The following is a 12,065-nucleotide window of genomic DNA, read 5'->3' as shown; positions in this document are numbered from 1 at the left end:
TCAAACCGGCACGATAACCGAGGATGGTGCCGATTTCTGTCCCCCGCGCGCACCACCGCCAGCGTATTGCGCGATCTGGCCCTGCGGCGGCAGCTATTGCAACCGCAATGCCCAAAGAAAAAGGCCGCACAGGGCGGCCTTTGTGTGCAACAGCTGCCGAAGCAGCCGCTGGCTTACGCGTTTTCGCGCGAAGCACGCTTGCGGTCGTGCTCCTTCAGGTGGCGCTTGCGCACGCGCAGGCTGGTGGGGGTGATTTCCAGCAGCTCGTCGTCTTCGATGAATTCCACGCCGTATTCCAGCGACAGCTCGATGGGAGGCGTGATCTTGATCGCGTCTTCCTTGCCGCTCACGCGGAAGTTGGTCAGCTGCTTGGTACGGGTGGCGTTCACCACCAGATCGTTGTCACGGCTGTGGATACCGACGATCATGCCTTCATACACGGGGTCGTTGGGCTTGACGAACATGCGACCACGGTCGTCCAGCTTGCCCAGGGCGTAGGTGAAGATTTCACCGTCGTCCATGGAAATCAGCACGCCGTTCTTGCGGCCGCCGATGTCGCCCTTATGGGGTTCGTAGCTGTCGAAGATGTTGGCGATCAGGCCGGAACCACGGGTCAGGTTCAGGAATTCGTTGGTGAAACCGATCAGGCCACGGGCCGGGATGCGGTATTCCAGACGGACGCGACCGCGGCCATCGGGCTCCATGTTCACCAGCTCGCCCTTGCGCTCGCCCAGGGCCTGCATCACGCCGCCTTGGTGACCTTCTTCGATGTCGGCCGTCACCAGCTCGATAGGCTCGTGGCGGACACCGTCGATCATCTGCATCACCACGCGGGGCTTGGACACAGCCAGCTCATAGCCTTCGCGACGCATTTCTTCCAGCAGAATGGTCAGGTGCAGTTCACCACGGCCGGAGACTTCAAAGATACCGTCTTCGTCGGTTTCCTTGACGCGCAGCGCCACGTTGGAACGCAGTTCCTTTTGCAGACGGTCCCAGATCTGGCGGCTGGTCACGAACTTGCCTTCACGACCTGCCAGAGGCGAGGTGTTCACGCAGAAGTTCATGGTCAGCGTGGGCTCGTCAATCTTCAGCATCGGCAGAGGCTGGGGATTGGCGGGATCGGTGATGGTTTCGCCGATACCGATGTTTTCGATACCGCTGATCAGCACGATGTCCGAAGGACCGGCTTCGGTCACTTGCACGCGATCGATACCCTGGAACTGGTGGATCTGGTTGATCTTGCCGTTGTAAGGCTTGCCTTCCGGACCGGCCATGACCGTCACGCTCTGGTTCACCTTCAGCGTACCTTGGGTGATGCGGCCCACGCCGATACGGCCCACGAACGTGGAGTAGTCCAGCGCCGAGATCTGCATCTGCAGGGGTGCCGAAGCATCGCCTTGCACCGAAGGCACGTGCTCCAGAATGGTGTCGAACAGGGCCGACATGTCGGTACCCCATTGTGCGCCGGGCTCGCCCTCTTCCTTCGAAGACCAGCCGTTGATGCCCGAGGCATACACCACGGGGAAGTCCAGCTGTTCATCAGTGGCGCCCAGCTTGTCGAACAGGTCGAACGCAGCGTTGACGACCTTGTCGGGGTTGGCACCTGGCTTGTCCACCTTGTTCACGACCACGATGGGACGCAGGCCCAGGGCCAGCGCCTTCTTGGTCACGAAACGCGTCTGGGGCATGGGGCCTTCTTGCGCGTCGATCAGCAGCACCACACCGTCCACCATGGACAGGGCACGTTCCACTTCGCCACCGAAGTCCGCGTGACCGGGGGTGTCGAGAATGTTGATGTGGGTGTCCTTCCAGGACACGGCGCAGTTCTTGGCCAGAATCGTGATGCCACGTTCACGTTCGATGGCGTGGTTGTCCATCACCGTGTCCACGACTTTTTCGTGTTCGGCAAAGGTACCGGATTGGCGCAGCAGCTGGTCAACCATGGTGGTCTTGCCATGGTCAACGTGCGCAATGATGGCGATGTTGCGGATTTGTTTGCTCATAAAGTTTCCAAACTGCCGCGCTCTGTGTGCAGCGGCGTGCCTTCCAAAATCTGTTGAATTTCCAGGGGACTGAGCAGGCGGTCAGGAATCAGCTCCCCGCTTGTGACATGCCCCACACCCAACAGGGCACGGGGTTGGTCTCCATACACCGCCACGGCACTGGCATCGGGCCAGTCGCCACGGCGGCGCAAGCCGGACAGGAAACGTCCGGCATCTTGCTCGCCCAATGTGACAGGCACATGGGCATGCAGCAATGTGTCCGCAGGCAGCACATGCTGCATGCGTTCGGCCTCCGGCATATCGATCAGCGCCTGCAGCGTCACGCAGCGTGCAAGATCGATGCCACCGGTATCGGTACGGCGCAGCGCGCGCAGATGCGCACCACAGCCCAGGGCCTCGCCTACATCCTCGGCCAGCGTACGGATGTACGTGCCCTTGCTGCAGGTCACCACCATTTCAATGGCCGGCTGGCCGTCCTCGTCCTGCGTCAGCGCCAGCTTCAGTGCGTGGATCGTGACCGCGCGCGCCGGGCGCTCGATCTCCACACCCGCGCGAGCGTACTCATACAAGGCCTTGCCGTCTTTCTTCAGGGCGCTGTACATCGGCGGCACCTGCTGGATGTCGCCAGTGAACTGGGCCTGCACGGCAGCCAGACGCTCGGGCGTGATGGACACCAGGTCCACCGGACGCTCGCGCAGCACCGCGCCCTCGGCATCGGCCGTGGTCGTGGTCTGCCCCAGGCGGGCAATGGCGGTATAGGTCTTGGGTGCTTCCAGCTGCAGCTGGCTGAACTTGGTGGCCGCACCAAAGCACAGCGGCAGCACGCCACTGGCCAGGGGGTCCAGGGTTCCGGTATGGCCGGCCTTTTCCGCGCGCAACAACCACTTCACCTTCTGCAAAGCGTCATTGCTGGAAAGGCCCAGCGGCTTGTCAAGCAGCAACACCCCATGCACAGGGCGCCGCTGCACCCGTGTGCGAGGGGCGTTCATATGCTTAGCCTTCTTCAGGTCCGCGCGACGCCACAGCCTTGGCAATCAAGGCGTTCATGTCGGCCGCACGCTCGGTGGTGCGGTCGAAATGGAAGTGCAGCGTGGGCACGGTATGGATGTGCAGGCGCTTGAACAGGCCGTTGCGCAGAAAGCCTGCGGCCTGGTTCAGTGCCATTTCGGTTTGTTCAGGATCACCCACCAGCAGGCTGAAGTAGACCTTGGCGTGGGCATAGTCGGGCGTCACCTCCACGCTTTGCAGCGTGACCATGCCAACGCGCGGGTCCTTCAACTCGCGGGCGATCAGCTCCGACAGATCGCGCTGGATCTGGTCGGAGACTTTGAAGCTGCGATTGGGCGCAGCGGACTTCTTGCGTGTTGCCATCAGTGATTACAGCGTACGCGCGATTTCCTTGATCTCGAACACTTCGAGCATGTCGTTCTCACGAATGTCGTTGTAGTTCTTGAGCTTGATACCGCACTCGAAGCCTTCCTTGACTTCCTTGACGTCGTCCTTCATACGGCGCAGCGACTCGATCTCGCCCGTGTAGATGACCACGTTGTCGCGCAGCAGACGGAAGTGTGCATTGCGGGTGACGTGACCTTGCGTGATGTACGAACCGGCAATGGTGCCGATCTTCGTTGCCACGAACACGGTGCGGATCTCGGCCATACCGATGATCTCTTCGCGCTTCTCGGGGGCCAGCATGCCCGACATGGCCGACTTCACTTCATCCACGGCGTCGTAGATGATGTTGTAGTAGCGGATGTCCACGTCGTTGCCTTCGGCCGTCTTGCGGGCCTGGGCGTCTGCACGCACGTTGAAACCGATGATGATGGCCTTGGAAGCCAGCGCCAGGTTGACGTCGGATTCCGAGATACCGCCCACGCCGGAGTACACCAGCTGGACCTTGATTTCCTCGGTCGACAGCTTGAGCAGCGAGGCAGCCAGTGCTTCCTGCGAACCCTGCATGTCGGCCTTGATGATGATGGGCAGCGTCTGCACATCGCCAGCGGACATTTCGGCGAACATGTTTTCCAGCTTGGCGGCTTGTTGCTTGGCCAGCTTGGTGTTGCGGAACTTGCCAGCGCGGTAGGTGGCGATTTCACGGGCACGGCGTTCGTCGCTCAGCACCATGAAGTCATCACCGGCCATGGGCACTTCGTTCAGACCCTGGATTTCGACCGGAATCGACGGACCGGCTTCCTTGGTCTGCTTGCCGTCTTCGTCCAGCATGGCACGCACGCGGCCATAGGTCTGGCCTGCCAGCACGATGTCGCCCACCTTCAGCGTACCGGACTGCACCAGCACGGTGGCCACGGTACCGCGGCCCTTGTCCAGCTGTGCTTCGATCACGAGACCCTTGGCAGCGGCATCCACTGGCGCCTTCAGTTCCAGCACTTCGGCCTGCAGAAGCACCTGCTCCAGCAGCTCGTCGATGCCCTGGCCGGTCTTGGACGACACGGACACGAAAGGCGAGTCACCACCGTACTCTTCGGGCAGCACCTCTTCCACCACCAGCTCCTGCTTGACGCGGTCGGGGTTGGCATCGGGCTTGTCCGACTTGGTGATGGCCACCACGATAGGAACACCAGCCGCCTTGGCGTGCTTGATGGCTTCCTTGGTCTGGGGCATCACGCCGTCGTCGGCAGCGGCCACCAGAATCACGATGTCGGTGGACTTGGCGCCGCGGGCACGCATGGCCGTGAAGGCCTCGTGACCCGGGGTGTCCAGGAAGGTGATCATGCCGCGTGGCGTCTGCACGTGGTAGGCACCGATGTGCTGGGTAATGCCACCGGCTTCGCCCGACGCCACCTTGGTGCGGCGGATGTAGTCCAGCAGCGAGGTCTTGCCGTGGTCCACGTGGCCCATGACGGTCACCACAGGAGCGCGGGAGATCATCTCGGCTTCGGAGTTGGACACTTCCTCGGCGGTGAACGCTTCCGGATCGTCCAGTGCAGCCACCTTGGCCACGTGGCCCATTTCTTCCACCACGATCATGGCGGTGTCCTGGTCCAGCGGCTGGTTGATGGTGACCATCTGGCCCATCTTCATCAGCGACTTGATCACTTCGGAAGCCTTGATGGCCATCTTGTGCGCCAGTTCGGCCACAGTGATGGTTTCGGGCACCGAAATCTCCAGCTGGCGGAATTCCTGGCTCTGCTGTTGTTGCTGGTCGTTGCGGTCATTGCCGCGACGGCCACCACGCGGACCACCGCGCCAGTTCGAACGGCCCACGCCGCCCGAGCTGTCGCCACGGGTCTTGATTTCCTTCTTCTTGCCGTTGGCGTCATTGGCCCAGCTGGAGGACAGCTTGGCCGACTTGACTTCCTTGCCACCGCCGTTGCGGTTGCCGGCACCCGCGTTGGCGGTCGCACCGCCGGCGGCAGGCTTGCCATCCTTGGCTGCAGGCGCGGCCTTCTTGGCATCGGCCGTGGTTGCTGCAGGCTTCTTGGGCTCTTCCGGCTTCTTGGCGACCAGCACCTTCTTGGGAGCGGCCATCATGGCACGGATGGCTTCGGCTTCTGCCAGGGCCTTGCGGCGGCGCTCGTCCAGATCCTTGGCACGTGCGGCTTCTTCCGCAGCGCGCTGGCGGGATTCCTCGTCGGCCTTGGCACGGGCTTCGGCCTGTGCCGAAACGCGAGCTTCCTGGGCGGCCACAGCTTCTGCAGCGGCTTCCTTCTTGGCTTCCTTTTCCTGGCGCACCTTGGCAGCTTCGGCTTCGGCATAGGCACGGGCGCGCTCTTCGGCTTCGCGCTCGCGGCGCACCAGCTCTTCGCGCTCTTCGCGTTCCTTGCGTTCGGTCACCAGTGCTTCTTCCTGCTTGCGCAGGTCTTCCACTTGCAGGCGTGCCTCTTCCTCACGGCGGGCCAGTTCGGCCGCAGGGCGTGCAGCCTGGGCGGCAGCTTCGGCCGGGGTTTCGTCGCGTTGGATGAAGGTGCGCTTCTTGCGCACTTCCACCTGAATGGTGCGGGCCTTGCCAGTGGCATCGGCCTGCTTGATCTCACTCGTCGATTTTTTGGTCAACGTAATCTTCTTGCGGTCAGCACCTTCCGCGCCATGGCTGGCCTTCAGGAAGCTGAGTAGTTTTTGCTTGTCCGATTCGGTCAAAGGATCTGCAGACGTGGCTTTGGCCACACCTGCGGACTTCAGTTGTTCGAGCAGGGTCTCGGGGGTTTTCTTGAGTTCGGCGGCAAACTCGGCGACTGTATTCAACGACATATTTCCTACTTACCTCCGTACCCTTACTCTTCACCCTGCGTGAACCAGTGCTCGCGCGCCTTCATGATCAGCGCCTTGGCTTCATCAGCGGTCTGACCGGTCAGTTCGGTCAGCTCGTCGATGGCCAGGTCAGCCAGATCATCACGGGTTTGCACACCACCAGCAGCCAGCTTGGCCACCAGATCCGGTGTCAGGCCTTCCAGATCACGGAGATCCTGGGAGACATGGGCCACGCTCTCTTCCTTGGCGATTTCCATCGTCAGGAGTGCATCCTTGGCACGTGCACGCAGTTCGTTGACGGTTTCCTCGTCGAACGCCTCGATTTCCAGCATTTCGGCGATGGGCACATAGGCCACCTCTTCCAGGCTGCTGAAACCTTCGTCAATCAGGATGCCGGCGAATTCCTCATCCACGTCCAGCTTTTCCATGAACAGCTTGCGGGCGGAGTCGGTTTCCACAGCCTGCTTCTGGGCAGACTCGGCGGCATCCATGATGTTGATCTTCCAACCTGTCAGGTCGGAGGCCAGACGCACGTTCTGACCACCACGGCCGATGGCGATGGCCAGGTTTTCCTCGTCCACCACCACGTCCATGGCGTGCTTTTCTTCATCCACCACGATGGACGACACGTTCGCAGGCGCCAGGGCGCCGATCACGAACTGCGCAGGGTCTTCCGACCACAGCACGATGTCCACGCGCTCGCCGGCCAGCTCATTGGTCACGGCATTGACGCGCGAACCACGCACGCCCACGCAGGTACCGATGGGATCCACGCGCTTGTCATGGGAGATCACGGCGATTTTCGCACGGCTGCCCGCATCGCGTGCGCAGCTCTTGATTTCCAGCAGACCTTGCTCGATTTCCGGCACTTCGTTGCGGAACAGCTCGATCATGAACTCCGGTGCGGAACGCGACAGGATGATGGGAGCGCCACGCAGCGTCAGGTCCACTTCCATGATCATGGCGCGCACGCGGTCGCCGTTGCGCAGGTTTTCCTTGGGGATCATTTCCCCACGGCGCAGACGGCCTTCCACACGGCCGGATTCGACAATGATGTCGCCCTTGTCCATGCGCTTGACCGTGCCGGTGAAGATCTTTTCGCCACGGGCCATGAATTCGTTGAGCAGCATTTCGCGCTCGGCGTCACGGATCTTCTGCAGGATGACCTGCTTGGCGGCCATCGCACCGATACGGCCGATGGGCAGCGATTCGATCTGCTCTTCAATGAACTCGCCCACCTGGATGCCGGGCACGCGATCTTCCGCGTCCATCAGCATTTCTTCGGCATCGGGGTTTTGCAGACCGGCGTCATCCGGCACCACCACCCAGCGGCGGAAAGTGTCGTAGTCGCCGCTGTCGCGGTCGATCGCCACACGAATGTCCACTTCACCTTCGTACAGCTTCTTTGTGGCTTGCGCCAGCGCTTGTTCCACCGCGCCGAAAACCACATCGTGCTCGACATTCTTTTCACGCGAAATGGCTTCCACCAACATCAACAGTTCGCGATTCATGCGACGACTCTCCTATTTTCTTTCCAAGAGGAGGCACCCACAGCGCCTTCCTTGCCCAAACGATGACGATCCAGCCTTACTCCGGCTTGGCCGCGCGCCCTTTGAAATTGACGATGGGCGCCAGCCGCGCTTCACGCAACTCGTCGAACGTGAAGCCCAGCGCCTGCAGTGGCGGCGCTTCACGCTTTTTACTCACTCGTACCCCAGGCTTGATGGGAGGGGCATCGCTCCAGACGATCTGCCACCCACCGCCTTCGGCGCGCTCCAGCGTGCCGCGGAATTTCTTGCGATTGGCATTGATGCTGCCGGTCGCCGCCTCGCCAATGGCTTCCTTGAGCGTCAAGTCCACCTCCTGGCCTTCAAAACGGATGAAGTCCTGCTCGTGGCGCAGCAAACGGTCGATGCCGGGCGACGAAACTTCCAGGCGCTTGTAATCGGCGCCATCGACTTCCAGCGCAAACTGCAGTTGGCGTGTCACACGTTCGCAGTCTTCGACGGTGATGAACTGCTCCAGCAGCGGCGCAGGCTGGCCCTCGGCCGGCGGCGCCCAAGGCAAATCGATCGTAATACGCAACAGCCCGCCTGCGGTGCGTTCGATCTCGACCAGGTCGTAGCCCAGACCTGTCACGGTTTCTTCAACGATTTGCTGTAATGCCACGTGTATTCAGTTCAATCCCGGAAGTACAAAAAACCCGATAACCACCGCTCTGATAGGGCGGCAGCTTCGAGCTCCAAATCCTACCGACCAAAAAAAACGGGCGGTTGTTACCCGCCCGTTTGGTCGTGAAGCCCGTATTGTAGCCGCTAAAGCGTTGATTCGCAAAGACAGCCCACAAGCCGGATGGAAGCCTCCAGACCGCCTTACGCCAGTGCGGCTGTCACCCGCTGAAAAAGCGGTGTGGCCTCGGGCGGCAACTGGGGCGTGGCCGGCGCGCCATCGATAAAAGAGGCCACCAGCCGCTCCAGCACCGCATGCTGCGGCAGCAGCGGCCCCAGGAAGAACGCACGCGCCCCCTGGCCGATCAGCAGCGTGGGAAAAGTTTCCACATCCACATCGTCCACAAGGTCTTCCCGATCCTCCACATCCAGCCATTCCCAGCGCACGTCCGGCCAGCGCTGGGCCACGGCATCGAATCCGCTGCGGTAATCCCGGCACACCCCGCACCAGCCAGCGCACAGGCACACCACCCACCAGGGGTCGGCAGACACCTCGGGCGCCGCGGTCGGCACAGCCGCATCCTTCATTTGCATTGCACTCCTGGCCCGCCAGCCGCCGTCACGGACGGCCCTGCCGGGCGCGAAAAACCTCCATGGTAGCGACTGTCGCAGCCTGGTTGCCCCAGGACTGGCGGATATACGTGGCCAGCGCTGCGATTTCCGCATCGCCCAGGGTCTGCATGAACGGAGGCATGCCGTGCGGCGCCGGGTTCCCCGCCGTCGCGGGGGCATAGCCGCCCTGCAATATGCTGCGCAGCATATTGCCGGGGTCGCTGCGCAGCACTGCCCGGTTGCCCGCCAGCGGGGGAAACGCCCCGCCAGGGCCGCCCCCCTGGCCCTGGGCACCATGGCAGTCCGCACAATAGTGACGGAAATTGGCCTGGGCGCCGCTGTCATAGCGTTGGCCGCCCCCTGCGGCGGGCGGCGGCACCGCGGCCTCTCCCCCACTGGCTCCTGTACCCGCCGCCGCATCCGGCAGACGCTGCAGATAGGCTGCCACGGCCCGGGCATCGCCGTCCGTCAGATACCGGGTGCTCCAGAACACCGCATCCGCCATGGGGCCACTGGCCGTGGCCCCTTCATCGGTGCGCCCGGTGCGCAGCAGCTGCACCACGGCCTGCGGCGTCCAGCGCTGCACGCCGGCCTCGCGGCTGTCCAGCAACGACGGCGCCTGCCAGCCCTCGGTGGGCATCAGCCCCCCTTCCAGCCGCTGGCCGCCCCCCAGCGCCCCCAGGCCATTGCGCGGGGAATGGCAGGCCGCGCAATGTGCCACAGCCTGCACCAGATACCGCCCCGCTTCCAGTGGCCCAGCCTCCCCTTCCTGCGCCACAGCAGCGGCCGGGCGGAAGTACAGCCCGCGCCACAGGGCCAGCGCCCATTGGGACCCATAGGGAAACGCCAGCACATGCGGCTGGGCCGGCTGCGCCACCGGCGGCAGGCTGCGCAGGTAGTGGTAGAGGGCATCCACGTCATCCGTACGCAAGGCCGTGTACTGCTCGTAAGGGAATGCGGGGTACAGCAAGCGCCCGCCGGGCGCCACGCCGTGGCGCATGGCGCGACGAAAATCGGCCAGGCTCCAGCGGCCCAGACCGGTCTCGGCATCGGGGGTCAGATTCGGCGCATGGAACACGCCAAACGGCGTGCGCACCTCGCCTCCCCCCGCCAGCACCACACCGCCCTGGGCGGTGTGGCAGCCCATGCAGGCGCCGACCCGCACCAGATAGGCCCCGCGCTCCAGCACCGCGGCAGAAGGCGGCGCCGACGACTCCGCACCCTTCGTCTCCGACGGCGTGCCCGCCGCACTGCCACGCCACAGCAGCCAGGCCAGCGCGGCCACAGCCAGCAAGGCGCACAGAACCACAACCCGCATCCACCGGCGCCGCCCCCGCGCCCCCAGGCCGACCGGCATGGGCTGCGCCATGGCGCGCGGCATCCGTGGCGCACTCATGGCCGCCCCTCCCCGGGTTGCGGCGCCGCACCGCAAGGCAGCGGCCAGCGCACGGCCGCAGAGGCGGATGGCTTGGAGTGCACGGGCACGGGCTGTGTGGCCAGCCAGGCGCTCAGATCGGCCACATCCTCCAGCGCCAGCCCCTTGGCCACCTGGGCCATGCAGTCCGGCGCGCGGGCGGCGCGCCGCCCGGCACGCCAGGCTCCCAGCTGGCTGTTCAGATAGTCGCGCGAGAGACCCAGCAGCCCGGGCACCGCCGGCAGACTGCCCGTCAGCTGCGCTCCATGGCATTGGGTGCAGGCAGGAATGCCGCGTGCGGCATCGCCCTGGCGCACCAGCTGTGCGCCACGCACCAGGCGGGCCGCCGTGGAAGCCGGGGGCTCCGGCGGCGGATACGGCACATCCAGCGCCGCAAAATAACGCGCCATGCCCCGCAGCATGCCGTCATCCAGGTGCTGCAGCAGATGGCCCATCAAGGGGTAGCTGCGCCGGCCATCGCGGAAGTTCAGCAGTTGCTGGTAGAGGTATTCCTCGGGCTTGCCCGCAATGCGTGGAAAGTAACCGGACGGCGTGGCCCGCCCCTGCGGCCCATGGCAGGCGGTGCAGGCCGCCACATGGCTGGCTTGCAGCGAGGGCACGGCGCCCTGGCCTGCCCAGGGAGAAGGCGCTGACAGAGCTGGCGACAACGGAGATAAAGGGGATGGCTGCGGCGCAACAGAAGGCATGGCCTGCGCTGCACCTGCCGCACCTGCTATACCCGCTGCACCAGTCACGGCGCACAGTGCCACCCATAGCGCAGCAGCGACCCGCGCCAGTCCGTGCTGATGCCTGCGCCACGCACCGGAAACTCCCGGTGCTTCATACCGTGGTGAAATCCGTCCATCCCCCAATGCGCAAAGCCTGTGGTGCATGCCCACACGCTAGCCAGAGCCGTCCGGCTCCACCATCCGGGAGAACACCCCCTGGCCAGCAGCCAGATCGCCGCATACGGTCGTGACGGCCTCCCTGTGCGCCCATGGCATGTGCCTCTGCACACGGTGGACGACCCCAAAACGACAACAGCCCGCCAAGGCGGGCTGTTGTGCAGCAGATCCGCAGGCAAGGCGCCTGCAGGTCCGGGAATCAACCGTGGCGCTTGCCAGGGTTCTTCTTGCTGCGGGTGTGCGAACCACGTTCCAGGCTCACGCGCTGGCCACGGCCACCGGTGGGCAGGGTCACGCCGTTAGGCACTGCGGGTTGGGGGGTGAACTTGCGATCGGCTTCGGTCACGATTTTGTTGCCCATGATGGACTCCTTTTGCGAACAACGGTAAAGGGCAGGATTCTTCCACATCCAGCGCCCGGCTTGAACAGTGCGCGTGCAAATCCCTGCACAAAGTCACAAATACATAGCCAACTGTGCTAGTGCCACCTGCGTTGCAGGCCGGTTTCAGCGGTCATTCAAAAACACTGCTGCGCCCTCGACCAAGGCCGCAAGGGCCCGCGTTCCGCGCCATGCAGCATGGAATTTCCCTGCGGTGCGGCCGGGGCGCCCCTCCGCCGGCTCCGTAAAAACCCGCAATGCACAGCTTTGTACTGCATCCGCTTTCCTGCACAAGCCACCCTCTGGCACACCGCTGCCGGTACGCTGACAGGACCGCAAGCCCTGCACCTGCGCACGCGTTTTGCCAGAAATGGA

The 12,065-nt window shown here is 63.7% G+C and carries 10 protein-coding genes; all 10 read right to left on the bottom strand.

The annotated features are described in order from the left end of the window. Positions 1-173: 173 nt before the first annotated feature. Positions 174-2,003 carry a translational GTPase TypA gene (typA, locus tag CT3_RS08455; RefSeq protein ID WP_066534982.1) on the bottom strand — a complete coding sequence of 610 codons (1,830 nt, stop codon included), beginning with the start codon at positions 2,001-2,003 and terminating at the stop codon, positions 174-176. Continuing rightward, complete coding sequence (truB, locus tag CT3_RS08450; protein ID WP_066534985.1) at positions 2,000-2,992, bottom strand: tRNA pseudouridine(55) synthase TruB; 993 nt, start codon at positions 2,990-2,992, stop codon at positions 2,000-2,002. Before truB ends, typA begins: the two co-directional genes overlap by 4 nt. Before the next feature lie 4 nt (positions 2,993-2,996). After that, complete coding sequence (gene rbfA / locus CT3_RS08445; protein ID WP_066534991.1) at positions 2,997-3,374, bottom strand: 30S ribosome-binding factor RbfA; 378 nt, start codon at positions 3,372-3,374, stop codon at positions 2,997-2,999. A gap of 6 nt (positions 3,375-3,380) precedes the next feature. Continuing rightward, a complete protein-coding gene (infB, locus tag CT3_RS08440; protein ID WP_066534992.1) occupies positions 3,381-6,212 on the bottom strand; it encodes a translation initiation factor IF-2 in 2,832 nt (943 codons plus the stop codon). 23 nt (positions 6,213-6,235) lie between these two features. After that, the gene (gene nusA / locus CT3_RS08435; protein WP_066534993.1) at positions 6,236-7,723 is read right to left on the bottom strand and encodes a transcription termination factor NusA; all 1,488 of its coding nucleotides are present in this window, start codon (positions 7,721-7,723) and stop codon (positions 6,236-6,238) included. A 76-nt stretch (positions 7,724-7,799) separates the two neighbouring features. Then, the gene (gene rimP, locus CT3_RS08430; protein ID WP_066534994.1) at positions 7,800-8,381 is read right to left on the bottom strand and encodes a ribosome maturation factor RimP; all 582 of its coding nucleotides are present in this window, start codon (positions 8,379-8,381) and stop codon (positions 7,800-7,802) included. Between the two features lie 203 nt (positions 8,382-8,584). After that, positions 8,585-8,968: a thioredoxin family protein gene (locus tag CT3_RS08425; RefSeq protein ID WP_098066113.1), complete on the bottom strand. Its 384-nt coding sequence runs from the start codon at positions 8,966-8,968 to the stop codon at positions 8,585-8,587. Positions 8,969-8,999: 31 nt separating this feature from the next. Further along, positions 9,000-10,388, bottom strand: a complete 1,389-nt coding sequence (locus CT3_RS08420) for a c-type cytochrome (RefSeq protein WP_225608568.1) — start codon at positions 10,386-10,388, stop codon at positions 9,000-9,002. Then, positions 10,385-11,113 (bottom strand): c-type cytochrome, encoded by a 729-nt coding sequence (locus CT3_RS08415; protein ID WP_066535000.1) that lies wholly within the window; start codon positions 11,111-11,113, stop codon positions 10,385-10,387. The genes CT3_RS08420 and CT3_RS08415 overlap by 4 nt, the downstream gene beginning before the upstream one ends. Positions 11,114-11,510: 397 nt before the next feature. Then, positions 11,511-11,672: a hypothetical protein gene (locus CT3_RS21230; RefSeq protein ID WP_172591824.1), complete on the bottom strand. Its 162-nt coding sequence runs from the start codon at positions 11,670-11,672 to the stop codon at positions 11,511-11,513. Between the last annotated feature and the right edge of the window lie 393 nt (positions 11,673-12,065).

The sequence above is a fragment of the Comamonas terrigena NBRC 13299 genome (genome assembly GCF_006740045.1).
GTDB classification, from domain to species: Bacteria; Pseudomonadota; Gammaproteobacteria; order Burkholderiales; family Burkholderiaceae_C; genus Comamonas; species Comamonas terrigena.
Note: the sequence above shows the minus strand (reverse complement) of the source record. Positions and strands in the feature narration are given on the sequence as shown.

Coding starts and splice junctions, on each gene's coding strand:
- CT3_RS08415 (WP_066535000.1), bottom strand. CDS start 11,113: ATGCCTTCTGTTGCGCCGCAGCCATCCCCTTTATCTCCGTTGTCGCCA.
- infB (WP_066534992.1), bottom strand. CDS start 6,212: ATGTCGTTGAATACAGTCGCCGAGTTTGCCGCCGAACTCAAGAAAACC.
- typA (WP_066534982.1), bottom strand. CDS start 2,003: ATGAGCAAACAAATCCGCAACATCGCCATCATTGCGCACGTTGACCAT.
- nusA (WP_066534993.1), bottom strand. CDS start 7,723: ATGAATCGCGAACTGTTGATGTTGGTGGAAGCCATTTCGCGTGAAAAG.
- rbfA (WP_066534991.1), bottom strand. CDS start 3,374: ATGGCAACACGCAAGAAGTCCGCTGCGCCCAATCGCAGCTTCAAAGTC.
- CT3_RS08425 (WP_098066113.1), bottom strand. CDS start 8,968: ATGAAGGATGCGGCTGTGCCGACCGCGGCGCCCGAGGTGTCTGCCGAC.
- CT3_RS08420 (WP_225608568.1), bottom strand. CDS start 10,388: ATGAGTGCGCCACGGATGCCGCGCGCCATGGCGCAGCCCATGCCGGTC.
- truB (WP_066534985.1), bottom strand. CDS start 2,992: ATGAACGCCCCTCGCACACGGGTGCAGCGGCGCCCTGTGCATGGGGTG.
- CT3_RS21230 (WP_172591824.1), bottom strand. CDS start 11,672: ATGGGCAACAAAATCGTGACCGAAGCCGATCGCAAGTTCACCCCCCAA.